At 43.1% G+C, this 24,609-nt stretch carries 22 protein-coding genes and 1 pseudogene; 11 read left to right on the top strand and 12 right to left on the bottom strand.

Features of this window, described 5'->3' with window-relative positions; translation table 11 throughout:
• Positions 1-62: 62 nt before the first annotated feature.
• Positions 63-608 (bottom strand): type II secretion system protein, encoded by a 546-nt coding sequence (locus OQJ75_RS02025; RefSeq protein WP_265970765.1) that lies wholly within the window; start codon positions 606-608, stop codon positions 63-65.
• 320 nt (positions 609-928) lie between these two features.
• Positions 929-1,813, bottom strand: a complete 885-nt coding sequence (locus OQJ75_RS02020) for a LysR family transcriptional regulator (RefSeq protein ID WP_265970766.1) — start codon at positions 1,811-1,813, stop codon at positions 929-931.
• A 153-nt stretch (positions 1,814-1,966) separates the two neighbouring features.
• Here OQJ75_RS02020 and OQJ75_RS02015 point away from each other — a divergent pair, with 153 nt between their 5' ends.
• Positions 1,967-2,572 carry a short chain dehydrogenase gene (locus OQJ75_RS02015; RefSeq protein ID WP_265970767.1) on the top strand — a complete coding sequence of 202 codons (606 nt, stop codon included), beginning with the start codon at positions 1,967-1,969 and terminating at the stop codon, positions 2,570-2,572.
• Between the two features lie 75 nt (positions 2,573-2,647).
• Here the strand turns inward: OQJ75_RS02015 and OQJ75_RS02010 are convergent, their stop codons facing one another.
• From OQJ75_RS02010 to OQJ75_RS01980, 7 genes and pseudogenes are all read right to left on the bottom strand, one after another.
• Positions 2,648-3,274 (bottom strand): LysE family translocator, encoded by a 627-nt coding sequence (locus tag OQJ75_RS02010; RefSeq protein ID WP_248376242.1) that lies wholly within the window; start codon positions 3,272-3,274, stop codon positions 2,648-2,650.
• A 261-nt stretch (positions 3,275-3,535) separates the two neighbouring features.
• Positions 3,536-4,396, bottom strand: coding sequence for a delta-class carbonic anhydrase (locus OQJ75_RS02005; RefSeq protein ID WP_248399829.1), 861 nt, complete (start codon positions 4,394-4,396; stop codon positions 3,536-3,538).
• Between the two features lie 359 nt (positions 4,397-4,755).
• Entirely contained in the window at positions 4,756-5,235 is a 480-nt protein-coding gene (locus tag OQJ75_RS02000; RefSeq protein ID WP_265970768.1) for a hypothetical protein, read from the bottom strand.
• A 137-nt stretch (positions 5,236-5,372) separates the two neighbouring features.
• A pseudogene (locus OQJ75_RS01995) lies at positions 5,373-5,740 on the bottom strand (VOC family protein).
• 135 nt (positions 5,741-5,875) lie between these two features.
• Positions 5,876-6,244, bottom strand: a complete 369-nt coding sequence (locus OQJ75_RS01990) for a hypothetical protein (protein WP_248376240.1) — start codon at positions 6,242-6,244, stop codon at positions 5,876-5,878.
• 263 nt (positions 6,245-6,507) lie between these two features.
• Complete coding sequence (locus tag OQJ75_RS01985; RefSeq protein ID WP_265970769.1) at positions 6,508-7,317, bottom strand: hypothetical protein; 810 nt, start codon at positions 7,315-7,317, stop codon at positions 6,508-6,510.
• A gap of 160 nt (positions 7,318-7,477) precedes the next feature.
• The gene (locus OQJ75_RS01980; RefSeq protein ID WP_265970770.1) at positions 7,478-8,809 is read right to left on the bottom strand and encodes a D-serine ammonia-lyase; all 1,332 of its coding nucleotides are present in this window, start codon (positions 8,807-8,809) and stop codon (positions 7,478-7,480) included.
• A 133-nt stretch (positions 8,810-8,942) separates the two neighbouring features.
• On the opposite strand from OQJ75_RS01980, the gene OQJ75_RS01975 reads away from it, so the two are divergent.
• A complete protein-coding gene (locus tag OQJ75_RS01975) occupies positions 8,943-10,136 on the top strand; it encodes an MFS transporter (RefSeq protein WP_265970771.1) in 1,194 nt (397 codons plus the stop codon).
• Between the two features lie 30 nt (positions 10,137-10,166).
• Here the strand turns inward: OQJ75_RS01975 and OQJ75_RS01970 are convergent, their stop codons facing one another.
• Positions 10,167-10,964, bottom strand: coding sequence for a helix-turn-helix transcriptional regulator (locus tag OQJ75_RS01970; RefSeq protein ID WP_265970772.1), 798 nt, complete (start codon positions 10,962-10,964; stop codon positions 10,167-10,169).
• Positions 10,965-10,988: 24 nt separating this feature from the next.
• Complete coding sequence (locus tag OQJ75_RS01965) at positions 10,989-11,522, bottom strand: YbhB/YbcL family Raf kinase inhibitor-like protein (RefSeq protein ID WP_260811657.1); 534 nt, start codon at positions 11,520-11,522, stop codon at positions 10,989-10,991.
• Positions 11,523-11,765: 243 nt separating this feature from the next.
• Between OQJ75_RS01965 and OQJ75_RS01960 the strand changes: the two genes are divergently transcribed.
• From OQJ75_RS01960 to OQJ75_RS01940, 5 genes are all read left to right on the top strand, one after another.
• Positions 11,766-13,175 (top strand): DUF3404 domain-containing protein, encoded by a 1,410-nt coding sequence (locus OQJ75_RS01960; RefSeq protein WP_265970773.1) that lies wholly within the window; start codon positions 11,766-11,768, stop codon positions 13,173-13,175.
• On the top strand, positions 13,153-13,800 hold the full coding sequence (locus OQJ75_RS01955) for a response regulator transcription factor (protein WP_265970774.1): 648 nt from the start codon (positions 13,153-13,155) through the stop codon (positions 13,798-13,800). Before OQJ75_RS01960 ends, OQJ75_RS01955 begins: the two co-directional genes overlap by 23 nt.
• Positions 13,800-14,612: a DUF2861 family protein gene (locus tag OQJ75_RS01950; RefSeq protein ID WP_265970775.1), complete on the top strand. Its 813-nt coding sequence runs from the start codon at positions 13,800-13,802 to the stop codon at positions 14,610-14,612. The genes OQJ75_RS01955 and OQJ75_RS01950 overlap by 1 nt, the downstream gene beginning before the upstream one ends.
• A 103-nt stretch (positions 14,613-14,715) precedes the next feature.
• Entirely contained in the window at positions 14,716-17,115 is a 2,400-nt protein-coding gene (locus tag OQJ75_RS01945) for a glycoside hydrolase (protein ID WP_265970776.1), read from the top strand.
• Positions 17,116-17,363: 248 nt separating this feature from the next.
• Positions 17,364-18,221: a polysaccharide lyase family 7 protein gene (locus OQJ75_RS01940; RefSeq protein ID WP_265970777.1), complete on the top strand. Its 858-nt coding sequence runs from the start codon at positions 17,364-17,366 to the stop codon at positions 18,219-18,221.
• 188 nt (positions 18,222-18,409) lie between these two features.
• Here OQJ75_RS01940 and OQJ75_RS01935 read toward each other — a convergent pair whose 3' ends face one another.
• Positions 18,410-19,321, bottom strand: coding sequence for a LysR family transcriptional regulator (locus OQJ75_RS01935; protein ID WP_248376231.1), 912 nt, complete (start codon positions 19,319-19,321; stop codon positions 18,410-18,412).
• A 129-nt stretch (positions 19,322-19,450) separates the two neighbouring features.
• On the opposite strand from OQJ75_RS01935, the gene OQJ75_RS01930 reads away from it, so the two are divergent.
• The 4 genes from OQJ75_RS01930 (at position 19,451) to OQJ75_RS01915 (ending at position 24,272) form a co-directional block, all read left to right on the top strand.
• Positions 19,451-20,515, top strand: coding sequence for an HlyD family secretion protein (locus OQJ75_RS01930; RefSeq protein WP_265970778.1), 1,065 nt, complete (start codon positions 19,451-19,453; stop codon positions 20,513-20,515).
• A gap of 3 nt (positions 20,516-20,518) precedes the next feature.
• Positions 20,519-22,069, top strand: a complete 1,551-nt coding sequence (locus OQJ75_RS01925; RefSeq protein WP_265970779.1) for a DHA2 family efflux MFS transporter permease subunit — start codon at positions 20,519-20,521, stop codon at positions 22,067-22,069.
• A gap of 287 nt (positions 22,070-22,356) precedes the next feature.
• Positions 22,357-23,946 carry a response regulator gene (locus tag OQJ75_RS01920; protein WP_265970780.1) on the top strand — a complete coding sequence of 530 codons (1,590 nt, stop codon included), beginning with the start codon at positions 22,357-22,359 and terminating at the stop codon, positions 23,944-23,946.
• Positions 23,940-24,272, top strand: coding sequence for an Hpt domain-containing protein (locus OQJ75_RS01915; RefSeq protein ID WP_265970781.1), 333 nt, complete (start codon positions 23,940-23,942; stop codon positions 24,270-24,272). Before OQJ75_RS01920 ends, OQJ75_RS01915 begins: the two co-directional genes overlap by 7 nt.
• The last annotated feature ends 337 nt before the right edge of the window (positions 24,273-24,609 follow it).

Below are 24,609 nucleotides of genomic sequence, written 5' to 3'. Positions count from 1 at the left end.
ATTGCTACTCGGCAATAACGCGCTTTTTTATTGAATTTCTATAAGTCAGTTAATGTATTTGGTTAACATTCGTCATTCACTACACGAACGGTGCATTCACAACCACCAGCAGGACATTCATTTCCGGTTACTCGCCCACCAAAAGAATCGTAAAGAACATAACAACCTTGGCGCGTCTCTAGATCCGCATCCGTTATGTTCGTGCTATCTAATTCAGCTTGGGTAAAATCGTAGTCATACCCGATCACAGTGTGTCGATTACCAAAATCAGAAGTTAAGCTGTCATCATCTGACAAAGTCATAAAGTCGATCATCGTCAATTTGTCGCCCGACTCTCCCCGGCTCTCTGGGCAAAGCGTTCCCCAATCAACCTCAACGCTACCGATACCAAAATCGATTACATAGCTACTCTGATCACCTGGATTTGATGCGTCAGGATCAAGCCCTGCGATAATAGCTTTAGAAGTCACCTGCGTGATCACGCCTTCCATCGCACCCGCAACACCTTCAAGTACTGCTTCTCTCGCTGACTCTTGAATATTGAGGAACCTCGGGGCTGCTGTAACGGCCAATACTCCAAGTATCACGATCACAATGATTAATTCCATTAAAGTAAATCCGTTTTTCTTCATAACACCCACATCAACTGACAACTACAGATACAATTACTGAATGAACTATCAATAACTATACATCTTGAACAGCACACTTAAAACTCAACCTGATTTTCTATAACCCAGTATATTTAAGTAATTTTATAACTTTAAATCTCTCATATTTACTGGAAGCATTGTCAAATAAGGCGTGAATGGGTTTTCTATCAGTAACACTGTAGGAAAAACTTGAGTTAGACACTGATTAAGTTTAACCCATTTCTTTGAGCCCACGCATGATTGAACAACCTACTTAAACGACGTCTTGATCCTGACTATTCAACTTCTAATAAGGAGGTGACCCACTTTTGCAACGGATCATCGTTGTATCTTGGGTGCCATGCAGCTACCACATCGAAACTCTCTGGTGATTGCTCCATTGGAAGTGTGACTAGATTCAGCCCTTCTATCGCTCTGGATGGTAAGAACGCAATCGAGTCAGTGGTATTTAGATACATGGGCACGATGGAGAAACACGGAGCTGACACCACCACATTGCGCTTTAAACCAAACTTGCCAAACCATTCGTCAATCGACCCTTTAAAGTTTGGGCGAGATGGTGAAGCGATGATCGTCGGATAACTCGCGACCTCTTCCAACGAAGGATTGGTTTGAGCGATAGAGGAATGAGGTGAAGTGACGCAAACATGGTGCTCTTCAAACAGCTTAATGACCTTATAGCTATCTGGAATGTAATCAGGGAATGCGATAGCTAAATTGACCTTACCGCTTTCCATTAACTCGTGCAGGTTATCGATTTCGAAATCACGCACAATCAGCTTTAATTCCGGCGCTCGCTCCCTTAGCTTTGCTATCAAACTCGGTAAAATAATTTGCTGGGCATAATCTGTCGCCGCAATCACAAACGTCCCTTTGGTTTTCTCTGGTACAAAGTTCGTCTTTGATAACAGCAAATTGAAATCAATAAGCAGACGATCTACACCAACAGACAACTCTTGAGCAAATGTAGTTGGAACAAAACCATTGGTCTTCCTCACAAACAACCTATTGTCGAACACTTCACGGAGTTTCTTTAAATGCTCACTGACGGCTTGCTGAGTCATCCCTAATTGGTTGGCAGCTTTAGACGCGTTCTCTTCACGTATTAGCGCTTGGAAAACCCTAAGTTGTTTTATGTCTAATCGATCTAATTTGCTCACACTCACCTACTGCCGTGAAATTGGATTCTGTATGAGTGTAACACTGCACAAGCAAAACCAGTAACACTTACAATTAAGCTTTGTTTCTACTTGTTTAGCGACTTAGTTAAAGTTCTTCCATCGAAACGAAACACATACAGATCGGAGAACAACATGAAAACAATCATTCTAATTGGCGCACGCGGCAAGATGGGTCAAGCAGCATTAATGGGCTTAGGCAATCACAACATAATCACAGCGGGTCGCTCTGGCGATGTCGACCATATTGTTGATATCACCGACCCACAGTCGATTGAAGCGCTTTACAAGAACGTGGGACACTTTGATGCGGTAGTGAACACAGTCGGCCTTTGTGAATACAACACCTTTGCAGATATGACAGAAGAACAGTGGATGACCACCGTAACGAGCAAAATGATGGGACAAATTAACCTTGTTCGCATCGGCCAAAAGTACATTGCTGATGGTGGTTCATTTACATTGATTAGCGGTATTTTGAATGTTAAACCAATCCCTTTCGCTATTGCAGATGCGACCACCAGCGGCGCGATTGACACCTTCGTAAAGTGTGTCGCTTATGAGATGCCAAGAAATACCCGCATCAATGTCATCAACCCTACCGTGCTCGCTGAAGCGTGGGATGTGTATGGTGAAATGATGCCAGGTTTTGAACCCGTACCAAGCAAATTAGTCGGCAAAGCGTTCGAGCGTTCGGTCGATGGCTTTCTTACTGGTGAAGTGATTTTCGTAGACGCTTAGATTTACAAACAAAACGCGCAGCTATAACGAAAAAGGCGAACCATTTGGTTCGCCTTCTTGTTTAAAGAGTCGTATTTATCGATTTATCGCCAAATATGAGCCAGCAACAATCATTATTCCACCAGCACTTTGATTTAACCTTTTATGTGCGCGTGGCGTTTTTAGCAAACCTGCCATTCTGCCCGCACCTACGGCGATAAGCATCAAACCTGACATTAGAGCAACAGATGCTAAAGCGGAAACCAAGACGATATCTTGTGAACGTAAAACCGTCAGATCAATAAAAGTCGGCAAGAACGAAATATAAAACAAAATCACTTTAGGGTTTGATGCTGATATCAAAAAGCCTTGCGCGAAACTGGCAAGTTCGGATTTCTGACTCTGTTTGGCCGCGAGCTCCGCTGAACCTTGCACTTCAGGTAGGCTCTTAAACATCTTGTAGCCAAGGTAAATCAAATAGGCTGCACCAACGTAGCGAATCACCTCAAACGCAAACGACCAGTTTTCAGCAAGCGTCGCTAGACCAAAACAGGCAAGCGTAAGATAAATAAGATCACTGCATATCATTCCTAACGAAAGAGTGACGCACTTTCGCCACCCTTGAACCATAGCACGAGCTAAAATGGCAAATACGCCAGGCCCCGGAGTAATACCAAATATAAACATGGCAATAAAGAATGTAATCGCACTTTCTAATGACATTGGACTGTCCTTTTCTATAACCCAACATAATTGGTCATGAACGTATCATGGAGCTTCGATTCTGGTAAAGAACGTTTTTGACTAAATACGATTTACACAACCCGTGTTTTGAATAAGTGTCACACGTAATTTCCCCTCTAAGCATGACCTTAAAGTTAAACCTACGTGTTTTTCGTTAAGACATAAAAAAGGCGAACCTAGTGGCTCGCCTTTGCAAAATATTGATTACAACTCAACTTAACTTAACTTAACTTAACAAGATTAGTTCGCGATTGGTGATAACAACTCTGGGTTTACAACTATGTTTCTCACACCATGTGCGTGATCTTCGTTGAAATCGTTTCCTTCACACCAGTTGCCAACCGTTGCGATATTCACTTTTGCTACTTGAGGTCTCACGCTCCATGTTACTTGGAAAGGCGAACCTTGCTCATTGTAACCAGGACCTGTTGTAGAGCCTGCGTATTGAATCGCTGAACCCGTATCTTGTGGGATGTTTGGTGCTTGATGTAGGCCGTTCACCTTTGAATGTTTAGCGAGTGCTTCAAAGTCGAGTGCTTTGTCATCATTCACTAAGACTAAAACTTGGGTTTCTACACGCAGTTGCGGATTGGTAATCGCATCGTTAAAGCAAGCGCCCAACGTTTCACCCGGTTCAACTTGTGCTGTCGAGTACACATAATGCACTTCAATGGTGTCACCCGAATGCAAAGAACCATGATCGCTTGGACAAACCTTGCCCTCAAATGGTTTCAGCTCAGCAGAACTCAGCTTGCCCGTGTATTTAAAGCCACTCTGAAATCCCTTACCATCACCGTTGCCAGCGTATTGAGTAAACTCGCCGCCTTTATGCTCAGCATTTTTATGGAAGTGGATATTACATAAGTTCATCGCTGTTGAATCAGGCGCATCTGAAAACAACCTGGTATTTGTTCCTTTCAATGAACCCAAATCTCGCGGGGCTTGCGGTCCAAAACCTTGTCCTTGGGTATTTTCAGAAAGCTTCGCTCTTTGTTCTGCAATAACACCATCTGATACAGACTCATGATTCGCATCTGATGCAATTGCATGAGCTGACAACATCACCATCGCGACACTAAAAAACACACTCTTATTCTTCATTTTTCTTCCCTAGAATATTGATAACTAAACCTAAACCGAACTTAACAGCAAACATCTTACTATGCTCGCAAGTGAATATAAGACTTGTCTTTGTAAGATTAGATTTCATTACTTGCTTTGGGATAAGTATTAGAACCCTTGATGCATATAACAAGTCAAACAAGGTAAATTCGGCGACTCCCTTCCAGAACTAATAATTTCCTATTTTCGTTCACCGTCGCCTGACTCAAACGCTCAGATAAATGAACACGATTCTTAAGAATAACGATGGCAAGATTTAGAAGATCAAAAAAGGCGAACCACTTGGCTCGCCTTCACGTTTGATTCTATCTAATAGGTTGGCTTTCTTGGTTAACGGTTTAACCATTACCGGTGGCAAATATCCCAAACGTCATAACGTTCAATGCATCTGTCACGCCCTCTAGTGATTTAATCACGGTCTTAGTTGGTTGGTTATGACGAATAAAATAGCTTCCGATGCCTTTTTCCCCGCCTGTCTCTGCTTGGATTTCATTTGTCTCTGTCGCTGCTACTTGAGAAGGTTCGACTGATTCTGGCTCTGCATTAGCGTGATCTATCGTGTCTTTATTTGAATCAAGATTTGAGTTTGATTCATGATCAGTTATTGGTTGATTATTAACGATTGATTCATGGGAAGATTCAACGCTGGTCTTCGTATTTGTGTCCTTTGAAGTCTCAAGATGACTCTCTCCCTCTACGCTTTTCGACATAGCGTCTTCGTTGCTCAATGTCTCGTCGTCCAGGTGATGATTACTCTTTGAAGAACAAGCTGTTAAGAAAAACAGACTAACGATGAATATGAGTAAGTTTCTCATCATAGTGATAAAGCACGAATTAATAAAACATTGTTCGATTGTATTTTATTTGGCTGACGACATCCAGTGATATGCGGAGTAGACGTGAAAAGTTGTGTTCTTGAAGAGTAAAGAAATGCGTACGGATTTAGTGCTTAAGCTTAATAATTGGAGAGCTCAATTAGGTTGCCATCAGGATCTCGAATATAAACAGAGACAACGTTTCCCATTGCACCTGTTCGTGGTACGGGCCCTTCTTCTATCACGACTCCTTGCGCTTTGATATGTTCGACAACTTCAGCAATTGGTGTATTGGTAATAAAGCAGAGGTCTGCACTACGCGCTTTGCTTTTGGTTCGAACTCATTATCTAATTGATGAAGGTTTATCTTTTGATTACCAAATGACAACGCCACGCGACCTTCTCCGAATTGGATAGGCTTCATACCTAATACGCGCTCATAGAAATCTACCGTCATCTCTATATATTTAACGGTTAGTACCAAATGATCCAACTGACTGATTTCCATCATTACCTTCCTGTAACTAAGAGTGATAAGGGCTTATTGTCGGAGACTAGGCATAAACTAGGCATAAATAGGTGAACAATGTCATTCGGCAACCTACATAACTCTTAACAGAAATGTAGGTTGGATTTACTTAAATTAGCCTTGGTTCTTACTGAGCGTGTAGGAAATTAAACTATCATCACCTACCTTGAATACCCAAACATGCTCGCCATCTACAAAACCAAATTGATTGGTTGATTTAATCGGCTTCAATTTCGCAATAAACTCCGATAACTCAGGCTCGTTGATGATGAAGCTTCCTTCTGAAGTATTCGCATCCAGATCATTATTCACTTCAATCTTCACGGTAGACTTAGGCAGAATCTCGGGTAACCATCCCCTATCGAATAAGTGCTCTTGCTTGGCTTGCGCGTAAGTCGAGTACTCATCGCTGACTACCTCTGAACAGCCCGACATTAAGGCTAAAGCCGAAAACAATGCAGGGAGTAAAACGTTAATTTTCATTTAGTCACCATAATTTTAATGCTGGCGTTTGAGATCATACTTTGCCATACAATCTCATTTTCATTTACAAAATCAATTTTATAAATCAATCGTAATCAGCATTCAAATTAATTGACTTTATTTACATCCAAGCCAGGTATTGAATATAAAATTTTGATTGTTAAAGAGTCGTTATTTCCTTGCCATATCGTAGATATTACTACCGGCAAATAAAAACGAACCACGCACCAAGAAAATAGTTTTAAGTTTAACAGGTTATAGTTCTAATCTTCACCCAAGCACAATGCTGTGATTTGGTCACACATGGCTTGGTTGATTGTAAAGTGGGTTTTGAGGAACGCTAGTTGGGCAAGTGCCGATTCAGCGGTGCGCTCGTAACCTTGGGTAAAGGTTGGCAGCAATTGGGCAAACTTAGGGAAGCGCGCCTCTAGCCTTCTGTCAGACATAAATTCATCGACAAATTCAGGTTGTGGGCTTTCAGTTTGATCCACAAGATCGATCAAACGATCAAGCGCGTAAGATTGAACAAATCGACTCCCAGCCAGCTTTTCACCGCGGTTATAACGAGACATACCCACATATAGATTGGTTAGCGCCTCACCGAGGATCCATTCTTGAGAATTGCTTTCTGCCGCATCCTTCGCTGGTGGAACACAACACTGCGTATCAAATTCAGGTTGTTGCCAAACAATCCGCCCTTCAGCAAATGGGATATGCGCTAACTCGTGGGGTTCAAACACTGCAAACTCACAAAAGATTCCGTCAGCGTACAGTACTTTATATCCATCGACGGTATTTCTCACTGCGTAGTCGATTGGGTTAATATCTGAGAGCCAATGCAAACTGTCTAAGAAATACTGCTTGTGCCCTGCTTGCACTATCGCAAAGAAATCGACGTCTGAGTATTGATCCAGTCGCTCTGTTTCAATGCCAACTGAGCCAAGCCCCAACAAGGCGTGCGCCTTACCAGAAGATCTTAAAGATTCCCCAATGGCATCTAGGCGCTGTAGTAATTTTTCTGGTGTGTTTGGCTTTGGTGTTTGTATTGCTTTCAGCACTTTATCTGTTTGCATCTCTATATCCCATCAAGTTGAATGCCACTCAACCTAACTGATAGTTAGAACACCTATGAAGCCTAATTTATAAAATATGTGTTTGGGATAACGATCTGCGCAACTTCTTGCTTCGTTTAAATCCATAAATCATCAACCGGCGTCCGACTTTCTATCTGATTTAGACCGAAGACTTAGCTAAATACGCCGCCATTTCTTGCTCAGGTACCATGCCTCCACCAGTCGCCCAAACAAGATGTGTTGCATTGGCTAACGTAGAATCATCGATGTCTAACCTTTCCAGATACTCACTATTGTGTTCGACATGAACTGCGCCCGTCATACCTGCTAGCGCAGAAGGCTCTAACTTAATACCTTCGGCTTGATTCAATTCACTTAGCAACTGATACATGCGTTCGTCGGTTAATGTGTAATAACCATCAAGCAAACGCTCCATCTTGCGACCGACAAATCCAGATGCTCGCCCCACTGCTAAACCGTCTGCGGCTGTTAAGTTGTCGATACCAATATCTTGCACCGCAATCTCATCATGCAAACCCGTATGAACACCGAGCAACATGCAAGGTGAATGAGTCGGTTCAGCAAAAATACAGTGCACGTAATCACCAAAAGCCATCTTCAATCCAAATGCAACACCACCGGGGCCGCCACCTACGCCACATGGCAAGTAAACAAACAAAGGATGCTGTTCATTAACCACAATCTCCTGTAGCTCGAATTGCTGCTTAAGCCTTTCTCCCGCGACAGAGTAACCAAGGAACAGGGTTTGAGAGTTTTCATCATCAATGAAAAAACATCGCGGATCTTGTTCTGCCTCTTTGCGACCTTGTTCGACTGCAACGCCATAATCTTCTTCATATTCAACAACGTTGACGCCATGCTCACGGAGTTTGCTTTTCTTCCAAGCTCTCGCGTCTGCCGACATATGAACAGAGACAGTAAAGCCCAATTTTGCACTCATGATACCGATCGACATGCCTAGATTACCCGTTGAACCGACCGCAATGCTGTATTGTTGGAAGAAGTCACGAAACTCAGGTTCGAGCAACTTGCTGTAGTCATCGCTCTCACACAGTAACCCCGCTTCAATCGCAAGCTTTTCGGCATGCGTTAGTACTTCATAGATACCACCGCGCGCTTTGATTGAACCTGAAATCGGTAAATGGCTGTCTTTCTTCATCATCAAACGCCCTTTTATTGGCTGCTGATAATAGGCTTCTAATGCTAATTTCATCGAAGGAATATCGATAAGTTCAGACTCGATGACGCCATTGGTCGCTTGAGTTTCAGGAAACGCCTTGGCTAGATAAGGGGCAAACCTTTGTAACCTCAAACTCGCATCATGAATATCTTGTTCGCCTAATCCCACATAAGGTAAACCGCGCTCCAAAGTCGTCACATTTGGGTTAAACCAAACCACCTCTTCCAATGCAATCAATTGTTGAAGTAATGGGAAATCTGAGATGAGTTTATCGATATTCAATACAGTCATGGATTACCTTCTTTGGTAAAGCGTGCGCGACGCTGGTTCAGTCATTAGTAAACCTATTTAAACGGTATTTGTGTAATCATTCAATGACCTGTAGGCTAGCCTGTCTTCTCATAAGCAAACTGTAGAACAACCTATGAGCGCCTCTCTTCGTAATAGCATTTTCGTCATGTTAGGGATTCTATTCCTAGCACTTAACCTTCGTGGGCCTTTTACGAGCTTGGCTCCTGTGCTTTCTCAGGTTATGGAAGGCCTCAACCTTACGTCGTCGGCTGCTGGCTTCTTAACAGCTTTGCCACTGTTAACTTTTGCCTTATTTTCACCATTAGTCACCAAGATATCTGAACGAATTGGTCTAGAACCAAGCTTGCTCTTAGGCTTAGTTTTGATCACTACGGGTATTACACTGCGCTCTTTTGGAGCAATTCCGACTTTATACATCGGCACAGTGATGATTGGACTTGGTATCGCGATTGGTAACGTGTTGTTGCCTGTTGTAGTGAAAATTAGCTTCCCTACTCGTATTGCGACAGTCACTTCTTTGTACATCTTTACGATGGGCATCGGTTCGACGTTAGGCTCAAGTTTGATGGTGCCGTTTTCAAATCTAACCTTATTCACGATTACGGGTTGGCAATTAGCACTGTTAATGAACCTAATATTCCCAATATTAGCTTTGATGATTTGGTTGCCTAAGATCAGAAAGCGTTCTTCTTCAGCAACCAATAACAAGCATCAAGAAAAGCCTATTCCGATGAAGAAGATGATCAAGAGTGGCGTTGCATGGCAAGTGACACTAGCTCTTGGGCTTAACTCATTTACCTTCTATTCTTTGGCAGGCTGGCTTCCACAGATCTTGAGCGACCTTGGCTACAGCGAAATCGATGCGGGTTACATCTACGGATTTCTACAATTTTCAACTATGGTTCCGGGATTGCTGTTACTGCCGTTCTTAGGTAAAAGCTATAACCAACAATGGCTCATTACGCTTTGTACTTCTAATGTATTTATTGGATTGATTGGGCTGCTATATTTTCCTGAGTTTGCGATATTTTGGGTGGGACTCTTTGGATTAGCCAACTGCTCTACGTTTATTATCGCGCTCTCTTTTGTTGGCCTGAGAACATCGAATAGCAGCCAAGCGGCATCGCTGTCGGGTATGACTCAAGGAATTGGTTATGCTTTAGCGGCTACAGGTCCAACGCTGGTGGGTAAACTTCATGCTCAAACCGATTCTTGGAGCGTTCCCATTCTGCTGATCGCATCTGTTGCATTTGCGTGCACGACTTTTGCGGCATTGGCAGCCAGAGACAAAAAAGTGAACGTTTAGGACAAACAGAATGGTTATGGCGTCGCGACTTTATTTGTTCGCTATTCTATTGCTGACGACGGTTTTGATGTATTCACTTGGCGACAAACCAAATTTGCCTTTAAAGCGCTGACTAAAGCGCCCTTCCGATTGGTAACCGCAAGACTGAGCCAACACAGCAACATTCTGCTGTCCGTTTTGCATCAGATAAAGCGCATGACTCAACCGAACTTCTGCCAGTACCTCACGATATTGCATGCCTTCAAGTTTCAATTTACGGATAAGCGTGGCGCGGCTCATCGCAAAGCGTTCCGCTACCGACTCTAGCGGATGCTTCTCATCAGGTGAATGTGAAAGGTAATGGCTGAGCTTTTGGCTAAACGAGACGTTGGCACTGGCAAACAATCGATGCAACACCCCTTTTTCGGCTAATTGCTGATATAAGCCCTGTAACCAAAACTGCTGGGTCTCTTTACTTATGCTCTGTCTATCAAAGGAAAACAGGGCATTGAGTGAGTCTTGTAAGCTACGATCCGCTTGTACTGTAGGCAACCCCTGATCATTAGAACGTTCCTCACTTAAATCAAGCATCCCTTGAGAAGGTTGGAATTGAAAGCTAAATACTCGCGATAAGAAACGTCCTTTGTGGGGCATGTTCTCAAAGCTTAATGACGATGATGCCTCACACAACAACAGCTCAGAATGTGAGAGTTCTGCCGCTGAATCTTTCCAAAACAGGCGCTTACTGCCTGTAATGATCTGAATGATACTAGGAGATAGAATCCTCACATTACGAAGCTTTTGTAACTGCTCTGCGCGAAAGATCGTCACTTGATATTGATGATTCATCTCATCCCCCTTGTTTACTTATTATCAACGTGTATAAGTTGCAGTCAGTTTCGCTTTGTCTAAAGCCATGCTGTTCAACGTAAATCCAACCACAGCCGACGGCGTGTTTTCGTCGAGGTTGAGCTTATCCGTTGGCAATGCCCAAACCGTGAATTGATAGCGGTGCATACCATCTTTTTCTGGAGGACAAGCGCCACCGTAGCCAACTGTACCGTAATCAATGCGACCTTCTTTGCCACCCACTTTAGAGATATCGACACCACGAGGTAGCTCGCTCACTGTTGCTGGAATATCAAACGCGACCCAGTGCCAAAAACCACTTTCAGTCGGAGCATCTGGATCATAAGCCGTGATTGCAAAGCTTTTGGTTCCTGCTGGCGCATCGTTCCACATCAATTGTGGTGATAGGTTATCGCCGTCACAACCCCAGCTTGAGTATTCAAACGTCTTCGCCATTGGGTGACCTTCTTGAATATCGTTGCTGATTAATTCGAACGCCTGAGCAGAGCCTGCAGCCAAAATACTGATTGCCAATACGGATTTGATGATGAGTTTCATGATGGTTCCTCTTATTAGGTATGAGCCCAGTATAATCCCCGCCACCAGCTCAATAATGACAATAAGTACACAATTATCTAGTTTAATACTCTCGAATGATACTTACTGTATTTTCAATTTATTATTTTAAAACATGACCCACTCGACAATTTGTTGTTAAAGGAACACTTGTTGACATTCAGGTTACAAATCATGTCCAAAACTCTTTAGACTCGCCCCACGACTTTTAACGAGAATGATTGGATGCTCAGGTTTACCTTAGCCCTTTGCTTGACCTTTTGGCTCCCAACTCTAGCCAATGCCCAAAGTTTGCAAGACAAGTGGCAAACCCTGTATCAACTGAGCTGGCAATCATCCCCAATCCTAGTATCTCAACAAGAGTTATCTCAGTATCCAAAAGTTCTGCTTCATGAACGGAGCCGTTATCCCGATTTCAACCAATTCAGTTGGGGCGACATCGCCGCTTTAGCGTCAATACAAGATCATTGCCGAACGATTGAAAGCTATAACCCTTCATTACATGACGCCATCGAGTTTGAAGTCGCTCTGTGTCAGCAACAAACATTGGATTCCATTTGGTTTGCAGCACATTCCAAACGACACCCTGCCGGTGGTAGCTTTGCTGATCGTTATTTGGCAGCTTACCCTGACGTAAGCGAGCAAATACGCCCATTTTTGAGTCTTACCAACCCTCAGCACCCTTTATATACCAAGCTAGAAACGCTAACCGCTCAAGGCAGAGAAGCACTGCTTAATGGGTACCGCGCTTGGCAACAAGATGATGTGCTTTGGTTAAGTGGCGAACAAGGCTGGAAAGCGATTCCATCGGAAGTTTGGCAACCTATCGCAGAGCAGCAAGAGGTTTCTTTGACGGGTGAAACCTGTACTTTTCGTTACAGCAACGTGTGCTTAAGCGAGCCTAGCAATGACAACCTGATCATGAAAACCTTGATATTTTCATTACTGTTAACGTTGCTTTCCGGCCTCGCTAGAGCCTTGTACCTAAGAACAAAACAACGAAAAGAGAGGCAGTTCGTTTTACAGCTTCTTACTCATGAACTGCGCACGCCCATTACTAGCCTAGGCTTAACCGTCGAGATGTTTAGAAATCGGTACGACGACTTTTCTGATGACACTCAAAGTGCGGTTTGGCGTTTAATATCTGACTATCAAAGGCTTTCTCAGCTCACCGAAAACAGCAAAGTGTACCTAAGTTCAGATCAGTCAGAACCTTTGTTGAAGCAAAACGCATCATTAGAAGAATGGCTCGATCATGTATGTGAAAAGCACAATATTTCTTATCAATGTGAAGCGCGTGAAGTTGAACTGAACCTTCCCTATTACTGGCTAACCATCTGTTTGGACAATCTGATCAAGAATGCCAAACAACACGGTAAAGGTGAGATTTTAGTAAAGGTCGAACTCGGAGACAAGCTGACGATTGAGGTGCAAGACGAGGGACTCTTCCCTTCTTTAATCCAACGCCTTTTGTCTCGAGTAACGCCAAGCACTGCACACAAACAAGATAACATGGGCATTGGCCTGACAATTGTCGAGCACTTGATAAAACAAGCGAATGGCCGACTCATTATTCTTCGTAACCCAACCCGATGTATTTTGGAAATTACTTATGAACACCCTACTGCTGATTGAAGACGACCAACTTCTTGGACAAGGCCTCGTCAGCTTCTTTGAATCCAATGGTTACCAATGCCTCTGGGCGAAGGATTCAGAGAGTGCCAGTAAGCAATGGTTTCGAGCCGATCTTGTGATATTGGATCGACAGCTTGAAGATGGCGACAGCTTGCAACACCTTCCAAACTGGTTGCTCCTCAAAGCGCTTCCTGTAATTGTGCTGACCGCTAAAGTAGAAGTTCAACAACGTGTTGAAGGTTTAATAGCGGGTGCCAAAGATTACGTGACTAAGCCATTTTCTAACGATGAATTACTTGCTCGAGTCATTACCCAACTTCGTCCGTTAGGTGTGAGCCTCTTAAATTACGCAAATATCCAAATCAACTTGTCGGAACGGATCGCTTATCTGGATGAAAGCCCAGTCACGTTGAAACCTAAGGAGTTTCAGCTATTGGTACTGTTTGTTCAGAACCAAAGCCGAGTGTTTCACCGAGATGAGTTACTCAATAAAATTTGGGGTTATCAGGCTTTCCCGAGTACTCGAACTATTGATAATCACATACTGCGCTTACGCCAGAAGCTGCCAACATTGAATATCGAAACACATCGCGGCGTTGGTTACCGCTTGGCTGGGGAGTCATAATGAAAGTTACTTCGTTAACCACACTGCTCTGCTCCTTGCCGTTCGCAAGTCATGCGGCTTGGTTTACTGATACGCCATTGCAGCACACCTATCAATCGCTGCTTGATGGTCACCCTCAAGTCGCGTGGCAAGAGCTGCAAATCGCACTCGATCACCAAACACTCGATAGTGATCTTTGGCTACCTGTCAAACAAGAGATATTGAGCCAAACTCAATGTGGAACCTCACTAAAACAAAGTGCTGAGCCGAAACACCACATTCAAGTTAGCTTCATTCGACGCTATGGCTTGTCATCGCACGGTTATCAAATCAAAGTCTCTGCCGAGCAACTCAACAAAGACTTAGAAACCCAAACTCTTTCTTTGGTATCGCCTAAAGGCAAAGTCCTTCTTGATGGACAACTCGCTTCCAATAATGAGTATCAAGAGATCGAAACCAATGAAATGTTCATCAAACCCGAATCTGGTGTTTACCAACTAAAGATAGGCTCAAACCACTACCCTATTATTGTCGCTTTAAATGACAGCAATCGATGGCTGACGCTCGAGAGTAAACTCAGCGAACCACATATTGTGCTCTCGCCTCCAAAGATGATCGACAACTGCCCTGACGCTAATGTGAGTTGGCAATGGTTTGATGAAAACTACAACCTGCTGGGTTACAAAGTACCAATCAAAACAGCGCAAGCACCCGTTCCCACAGAAAGCCCACTTGGAACCAAAGCTAAGCACTTAAGTGCGTCGGTTGAAATGTTTGAATACCAAGGCGCTATTGAAGTCCAATATGTGCAACGCGTCGCCGTGCCTTTCTAATGGCATGCTACTAAATCCAAACAGAAAATAGAGACATATAGGTGACAAAGCACTAGCGTTACTTGGGTGTAATAACCGTACTTATCCTTTGCGGAATCTAAATATGCTCAGCGTACGTCACCCATTCAATCTTTCTACTTGTGCCATTGTGGCTTTAACAACCTCTTGTCTGTTTTCATCCAACTCACAAGCGAGCCAAATAACGCTAACCAATAATAGCAGCGTTAGCGGTAGCAGTATTCGCGACAACGCTAACGCCACTACCAGCAATAACGTCTCTATATCATCGAATACTCTAGAGATAGATTGGAATAACTTAAGCGTTAACAGCGGTACTCTCACCGTTGATAGCAAACCACAGAAAGCGACTAATCTGGTCATTGGCTTTTCCGATAAAGCTGACTCAGTAAAAATCGCCACTTGGACCTTAGTACCCAGCGGGATAAACATTGAGGCCGAGCTTAATCAAGACCAGCTCACTTTTCAGTTCAGCTTGCCTTCGAATATACAAGTGAAGCGAAACGAACCCATTGAGTTAGCGTGGTTTGATCTTGCAGAACAACAAACTCAGACGTTATTTCTTCCGTTTAGTGAAGGCATGCGCGTACCTACAAATAACAAGCTTTGGGCAAGCTATCTCGTCGGTAATTATTCTGGGAGCAACACCACTCAAGACTTAAAGATGCCTTTTTGGACGGTGCAACAGAACAATCATTTCATTAGCTATCAGATGGTTAATACGACCAACAATCAACTGCTTTTTTCAGATGCATCCTCTGATAGCACATCTAATTCAAAGACCAAAATTGACATGAAGGCATCGCACCAATTTACGATGCTCAACCAATCACAGCCTTTTATTGTTCGTATCACCCTTGGATACTCGTGGTTAGATGGAGCGAAACGCTACCGCGATTGGCGCATCGAAAATGACCTTTCTGAAACACTGGTTGCTAAACAAAAGCGTAATCCAGAGGTGAGTAAGCTGATCGGCGCAAGCCACGTTTACCTGTTTGGTAAAGACCCATTAAGCATCCAAGATGTGAGTGACTGGTGGGGATTGAAAACATGGTATTTAGAGGGCTCTAAACTCAGCATTTCTGCGGAAGCGAAAAGAGAGCTGTCGTCACTCTCCAAGGGTAAAGATTGGTTCATTCAGTACCACAAACAAGTGCTGCTAGACTCTATTAGCCAATCATTGCAGGTCTTATTTCCTGTTGGGAAGCCGACACTCGAAAACAACACGATTAAAGCGCAATACAAGGCAGCACAGAACAAGAAGAACTGGTTGCTAGAGCATGCTTCCCCTTACCTAAACTCGCCAGACACTTGGGGACAAGCGTTGTCTTCAGACATGGTCGCTAATCTAAATAAGGCAGGTTTAAACAAATTGTGGCTTGGATTCGACAATTGGACGCCAGCATTCTATCAACGAAACGCTGTTACTCTGGCAAAACAGTCCGGATATATGGTCGGTACTTACGATTCCTACAACACAGCTATTCCTGCAAAGCTAAACGACAATTGGCTAACCGCTCAACTACCAGAGCCGATGCGTAAAAGTTGTGCCATTGAATTGGCAGATGGCAGCCTAAAAAGAGGGTTTCGAGATAACGGATTCTATCTAAATCCTAACTGCCATTTAGAATACGTAAAGCAGCGCGCCCAAGACATTATGAGATTCGGCAACTTCAACAGCTTGTTCTTAGATGTTGATGCGACGGCAATGGTCAGAGAGGATTACAGTGGCAATATCGACACCATTAGTAACAGCAATACGAATGAGTCCGACATGCTGTTGGCGTTCAACAACCGAATGCAGTGGTTGTCTGAACAGCCGTCATTGGTTTTAGGTTCTGAAGATGGTAATAGTTTAACGACAAAGGGGATCGCATTTGCACACGGCTTAGAAACGGTAGGCTTTGGTTGGACAGATAAAGACATGAAAGAAAATCGTCAATCACCTTACTATTTAGGTCGTTGGTATCCAGACCACAAGCCCGATTTTTTCTTTAAACCCGCGCAGGTCAAAGAGCCTTACAAATCGCTGCTGTTTTCACCTAAATACAGAATCCCGCTTTACCAAGCCGTATTCCATGATGAAGTGATCAATACACACCATTGGCATTCAGACAGTCTTAAGTTCACTAATGTACAAGCAGAACGTGACTTAACCGCGATGCTGTACAACACTCCGCCGATGGTTCACTTAACCAGAGACGAAGCCTTAACAAGTTCTAGCCCTAGGTTAGCGGCACTAAAACACTACCAAAACGGGTTTGAACCGATTCACAACCAGTTATGGGATAAACAGTTAGTCGATTTTGTATGGTTGGATCAGACCGGCGATGTTCAACAGACTCTCTTTAATGATGGAAGCAAGATCATCGCGAACTTTTCAGAGCAAGCCTTTCACCTGGGTGGTCTTGAAATCGCGCCTACCGCTATAAAAGCCGTGTTAAGCAATGGAAAAGTCGTAGAGTGGAAATTAGAGCTTAATTAGTTTGATCGTGCCGTTTTAAAGCGTAACCTTATTCACTATTACGGGTTGGCAGGTAGTGTTGTTAACGAGCAAAAATCCACACCTTTTGACATTCAGGTACCAATCCCAATCGACACCTAATTCTCTCTATTTTTGTACAAGAAAATTGGGTGTCGACCACAATTTCAAACACAGATGTTTTCACATAAATCTCAAAAGTGATATCAATGCCTATATTGAATGATAATAATACAAAAGAGATATTTTTGATGAAAAAAACCCTACTCGCTTGCTGTGCACTTCTTGCTTTTTCTTCTTCGGCAACGGCTAATGTTCAGTTTTCGAACCCAGAAGGAGCTTTAGGCGAACCTTCTAATTACTCTCAATACCAAAATGTTCTGTCAGTGTCTGAACTTCAAATTTCAGATCCTAACGGAAAGAAAGGCAACAAAGACTATTTTGCGCTCGATAATAACTACGATGGCATAGTGAACAACAACTTCTATGTCGACAAACAGAGTGAGGCGCTAGTCTTTACTATGAAGAATGACCACCTGCGTAACGAGCTACGCGTTCAGGAAAACTTTCGAACAGACTTAGCAAATGAAACATACACATTGAGTTCGGAAGTTGAGATTATAAACCCTGAAGAGTCGATGAAGAACTCAGACTCTAAGCAAGACGAGATTACTTTTCTACAGGTTCACAACAAAGGCCTAGATAACATCGGTACTCACAATGTCCCTCACCCCTTGCTGCGCGTTGTATGGAAACGTGACAATAATGGTATTGAAGGGCATTTCTGGGCAATCGTTAAGAACAACGCAGTAATTTGTAAAGGATCGTTCGGTAAGAAAAACAAAGATAAGGAAATGTGCAAATCAGACGTAGCATATTCTCAGTTCGATTTAGGCAAAGCGCCAGAAGGCAAACCAACAGCATTTGACCTAATCGTGGGTGATAAAAAACTCATTGTTGACGTAGACGGTGAACGTAAAGTTGAGCAAGATATTGATTACTGGCGCCACCTATTAAGCTACTTCAAAGCTGGCGTATATAACCAATTTACAAATGGACAAAGTGAAGCTCACTTCTACAAGCTAGAGTACACAGAGAAAAAGAGCTAATTTAAAATTTAGCTTACAACCACATTGAGTCATCAAAAACAGAACAACGGACTTGTTAGAAAGTCCGTTTTTCTGTGAGTGCTGTTGAGCATTGTTAATGGGTTAACCCGAACAGCAGGATAGCTAGAGTTAAGCAGTTAAGCAGTTAAGCAGCCGATTACTTTTGTTGCTTCCAATATAATATGCCTTTATTCAGTTCTTTCATTAACTCTATTTTGAAAGGCGGTTAATAGGTAATCGATAAAAACTTTCTTGCGCTTTGGCATCAACTGCCTGTCTGCATATACCAAACTCACGGACACCTCAGGCATGTCATACTCAGGCAATAGTCGTAATAACTTCCCTGTCTGAAAGTGGTCTCGACAGATGAACTCCGGTAAAACGGCTATCCCTAACCCATCAACACAAGCAGTAAGGCAGGCTGTAATCGTGTTTACCCTCAACTGACACGGCAACTCTATCAAAATCGATTCTCCATCCTCCAACTGCAAATGCCATTTAGGCAAGCGTGCTGCTTTGTTCACGACTTCAATCAACCTAAATGGTGGTTTTAGATCTGCAGGAGTTTTGATATCACCAAATTGCTCTAAATATTCGGGACTCGCTACCAGCGCACGTTTGGATGTTGTGAGATATCGAGAAACCAAGCTTGAATCCACCAGCTCACCAATTTGCGCGTATAGATCAATACCCTCCGCAATGATGTCGACTTCTCTATTGGTCAATTCCAAATTCAAAGTCACATTTGGGTGTTCTTTCAAGAAACTATGAATGTATTGCGCTAACACTTGATGCCCAAGCTCGACAGGAAGTACCACATTGAGAGGGCCTCTGATCAAGTCTTGATTGGCAGAAACCTCAAGTTCGGCTTGATTCATGATCTCATGCATCTGCAAGCTCGATTGGTAAAAACGCTCGCCCTCAGGTGTTAACACTAAACTTCGTGTCGAACGAGTGATCAATCTCACACCTAAATGCTGTTCTAACTCTGCCAATTTTCGACTTACAGTCGACTTAGTCATGTTGAGCGCTTCAGCAGCATGCGTAAAACTGCCACAATCAACCACTTGTGTAAAAACCGTAACTGCATTTAAGTCCATCCTACCTCCCCCAAGCTCACTATTAGTAAGATTTTTGCAACAGTGTTTCTTTTTTTTCCTATCTTATCAATTAATGGCATTCATTTACAATTCGTTACATCTAAACGAAAACAAAATGAGAAAAATGAAATGGCAGAGAACAACAACGCTTCGCAATCAGTAAGCACAAAAAAACGTAAAAAAGCTCCGCTTATTGCCACTGCGATCATGCTGTCATTGGGTTTAGCAGGCGCGGGATATTGGTACGCCTATGGTCAGTACTTTGAATCAACCGATAATGCCTACCTTCAAGGCGACATTACTAACATTAGCCCTAAAGTCTCAGGCTATATTGTGAAGTCTTACGTGAGTGACAACCATTCGGTAAAAGCTGGTGATTTGTTGGTGCAAATTGATGACCGTGATTACCAATCGGCTCTTGCTCAGGCCAATGCCCATTTATCTGTCGTTCAATCAGACGTTAAAAACCTTGTAGCACAACAGACGTTACAACGTAGCAAGATTAATCAAGCAGAGAGCCGCGTCGATTCTGCACAAGCTGAATACGAACGTGCGACTCAACAAGTGGTTCGTTCTCGTAGCCTATTAAAACGCAATTACGCCTCTCAAGATGAAGTCGACAGCATGGTGGCACAACAAAAAGTGACCCTTGCTGATTTAGAAGAAGCAAAAGCTAATCTCGTTGCGACCAATGATCAGTTAATTGTAATTGCGAGTGAGATAGAGCAAGCCAATGCATCCGTGACAGAAGCTCAAGCCCAAAAAGATCAAGCCCAACTTAACCTTGATTACACCAAGGTTTACGCGCCAGTAGATGGCGTAATTGGTAAACGCAGTGTGCGTGAAGGCTTATTGATTCAAGCAGGCGCACCACTTATGAGTTTGGTACCAAACAACCAAGTGTGGATTGAAGCCAACTTTAAAGAAACACAGCTAAGCGGCATTCACAAAGGTCAGACGGTTGAAGTGGAACTGGATGCATTCCCGGGGCAACCACTTGAAGGCGTGGTAGACAGTTTCTCCCCTGCGACTGGCGCCAAATTTGCGCTCTTGCCACCAGAAAACGCGACAGGTAATTTCACTAAAATCGTTCAACGTGTCCCTGTGAAAATTACGATTCCAGATCAGCAAGAGTTGAAAGGTCGACTGCTTCCTGGTTTGTCTGTGGTAGCGACCATCGATAAACGAGGCTAGACCATGAGTAACACTGGTGTTGTCACCCAAACTAATGAAGATGGAGAGGTTTCAAGACGCCACTGGATTGCCCTATTTGGCGGCTTGATCGGCGCATTTATGGCGATCTTGGATATTCAGATCACCAACTCGTCTCTCAAAGACATTCAAGGTGCGCTGTCTGCCACCTTAGATGAAAGCTCGTGGATCTCTACGTCTTACCTAGTCGCAGAAATGATCGCTATCCCGCTTAGTGGTTGGCTTTCTAAAGCGCTCGGTAAACGCCGTTATATCACGTGGACGACGGCCATTTTCACCATTTCATCTTTGTTGTGTTCGTTCTCTTGGAACATGACCTCGATGATCGTATTCCGAGCGATGCAAGGCTTCAGTGGTGGCGCTTTAATCCCGCTTGCTTTCTCGTTAGTGATTCAGTTATTGCCTGTTAACAAACGTGCTGTGGGTATGGCACTGTTTGGTGTAACCGCGACCTTTGCTCCATCGATCGGCCCAACATTTGGTGGTTGGTTAACCGAGAACTTCTCGTGGCACTATATTTTCTACATTAATATCCCGCCGGCTTTGCTTGTGATCACCATGATCCGCTATGGCTTGAACGATGAAAAACTCGACCTTGGCACGCTTAAAAAAGCAGACTGGTTTGGTATCGCCACCATGGCATTAGGGCTAGGTTGTTTAGAAGTGGTACTAGAAGAAGGTAACCGTGAAGAGTGGTTCAGTTCGAGCTTTATTGTTGGCTTGAGTATCGTGTCGGCGGTAAGTTTGGTTTACTTCGTGATAAACGAGCTTCAACACAAGAAGCCATTGGTTAACCTGCGGCTATTGCGGGATGGGCAGTTTGCGATGTCCTGTATCGCCTATTTGATTCTAGGGATGGCATTGCTTGGTTCTATCTATGTTCTGCCGATGTACCTCACTCAAATTCAGCAATATAATGCGATGGAAATTGGTGAAGTGCTGATGTGGATGGGGTTCCCACAGCTTCTGATATTCCCAATTGTGCCTAAGCTAACACAGATCATTAAGCCTAAGTACTTGGTTACCTTTGGCTTCGCGATGTTCGGATTAAGTTGTTACGTAAATACACACATGACAATCGACTTTGGCGGGCAACAACTGATTTTATCTATGGTTCTGCGTGCTATTGGTAGTCCATTCATCATGGTTCCGCTGTCTTTGGTTGCGATGAAGAACATCAGCAAAATGGACACGCCAGACGCATCAACGTTAACCAACGTGATGCGAAACTTAGGTGGCGCTTTCAGCATCGCGATTATCGCGACTCTACTGGATAACAAAACCCGTGAACATTTGGCTCATATCAAAGAATCACTGCCTTCAGTGAGTCAATTAGGTTGGCAAACACTCAAAGATCAACAAGCGTTCTTTATTCAGTCAGGAAGTGATGCAGCAACGGCAATGCAACAAGCTCAGGCTAGCTTACTAGGAACCATGCAACGTGACGCCGCAATTATGGCCTACAACGATGTATTCTTAATGATGACTGCGTTCTTAGCGTTAGCTGCGGTTCTGATTTTGAACATGCGCGATTAGAGCTAGAGTTTCGGTAAATAAAGCTTCAAGCAAAGAACAACATTTCGAATAAAAGCTCGAACAATTAAACCGAGAGGTAAGCTTATCGGCTGCCTCTTTTTTATTTCTAAAACACGTATAACCCCACAAAAATCAGGTAAAAGCAACCTGCGTTTAAAGGCTTTCATAAATGTTATCGAATACTCTTTAATTACCAATAGTTTATTGAGTGTTTGTATGTGATATAGGCACCTTGACAATGTGCAACTTGACACCTAAATTAAGAATAACATTTGGTATTGAGGAAAATGGATTTGACCTTACCAACAGACTTACGGATTTTGATTGTCGACGACTCTAAAAGCGCAACAATACTTATTAAGCAGCAACTGGCTAGTTTGGGAGTTGCGCGCGACTGTATTTTTATTGCAACCGACTATCGACAAGCCATTAAAGCAGTCGAGACGCACTCTTTTCATGTACTCCTCATTGACTACCACTTAGAACAGTCTTTTACTGGCTTTGAGCTGTTGGGTATTCTGTATCGAAATCGCCTCATAGACCACACTGTGGCGACAATCTTGCTCTCTGGAGATATGCGTCAGGAAACAGTATTAACCGCCCTTTCAGGTGAAGCACACCACTTCGTTTCTAAACCGATTCATACTCAAACGTTGGGTAAAAAGATCCAAAGTGCTGTGTCCGTTTCTAAGAAGCTCACCCAACTCAATGACTTATATCCGATCACTAGTCAGGAGAGATTAGCTCAAGCTTTGGCGATCTCTCCCAATGGCACTAGCGTCCAGTTCGAAGCGACATTGATTGAGCATTTAATAGCAGGTAAGAAATGGCAGTTACTCTCTAGCGTCATTAACAACTCTAAAACCAACATGCACCCAACAAAATTGGTGGCTGAAGCGCTGATTCTCGACAGCTTAGGCAAGCCAAATTTAGCCATAGATAAGCTTCACAACTTTCTAATAGCGCAGCCACTCTCGTTGAGCGTTATTGATTGCTTAAGCTGTATCTACGAAAAACATAAGATGCTGCTACCTGCTCTTAAACTGGCGATTCGTGCATTTGAGATGACACCGAGTATCAGCCATCGTGCAATCAGGGCGATCGACTTAGCTGAGAACGCAGATAACACACATATGATCATAAAGTTAGGTGAGATGTATGCAACCCACATTTCAGCTGCTGACATTGATGTCATCCATTCCATTGGTGCGCACTTTAATTCGTTAAAAGCGACTTACCAACGTGAGACACAACTAAAGTACAAACGTATTTTGCTTGAGCACGCCAACCAATTCACAGAGTTGGTAAACCTGAAACTTCCGGTAAAACAACAGCAGCAAGTTCTGGCTAGCCTTGCCCTATTTCAGAGCAGCATATTGCTCATTGAAAATAGCCCTCAGGTTGCCCACAAAAAAGTGATTAGAGCTTCGGCACTGTTAGCGAACAATTTCCACAGCCAACCAACTTACTTGCTCGCTCAGCTATTACCACTGCTCGTCCACTTTGGTGAGTACTCTCTTTATCATTTATCAGTTGAATGTCTAAAATCTCGTGGAGAAGCAATAAGCCACAAACTTGAGTCCAAAAATGTCGACCCTTCAACTTGTATAAACATTGAAAACTTTGGGTCGATCCAAGAATTAAAGGACTACATTCACAGTTATCCATATTCAGTTGCCGCCAAACTTGACTATATATATGCAGTCCATAAAGCTCATATAGATGAGAAACTTAGCGACGACTATTTAGAAGAAATCTTACAATTAGACCTTCCTCCAAAATGGAATCAATGGATTAGTGATTCATCACGGTATGGTTTTTCCACTAAGCCGCCTAGCCCATTTTCAACATTCAGCCGACAGGAGTCCACATGCTAGACTTTGATGCTTTAAACGCCTACTTAGACAACGACAAAGAAGTAATTTTCGCAGTGTTGTCTGTGTATCAAGAAGACCATGGCAACTCATTAGAAGAGATACAAAATTTGGTAAAACAGCAAGATTGGGGCAAGCTTCATTTTACTGTGCATACCTTGAAAGGCATATTAGCCAGTTTCGGCGAAGAAACGGCTACAGTGGCCTTAGAAAGAGTGGAGCAAAACACGCTCAACAAACTTGCGCCTCAAGATGAGGACCTTTCCGTTATCTATAACGAAGTGAAGATCATCAACCAGCAAATTGATGAAGTACTGAGCACTTATTAATAAGTTCACTGAGCTTTTAGTTGCTAGATAGTTTCTAGGTTTAAGCTTAAGGCTTAATCTGCCATAAATACCACCTAAATCGGATAAAGAGTTGAGATAACTTGAGACATTGAACCTCGACTCTTACCATTTTTCTCATCATTTCCCCTCTCAATTATAGATCTAACCCACACCTATAAATTCACAGAATTTATCTAGATGAAGTAATGCATAACACATGCTTTATAAACCAGCCATCTTAATGTTTTAAATGAAAAACCAACACACTTGATGAGATGCAAAATAGTTAAATATTTGTAGATCTTTTTGTGACGTAAACATACGAAATTGCATTTTA

This window comes from Vibrio sp. 14G-20 (assembly GCF_026241515.1).
In the GTDB taxonomy this organism is placed as follows: Bacteria; Pseudomonadota; Gammaproteobacteria; order Enterobacterales; family Vibrionaceae; genus Vibrio.
Note: the sequence above shows the minus strand (reverse complement) of the source record. Positions and strands in the feature narration are given on the sequence as shown.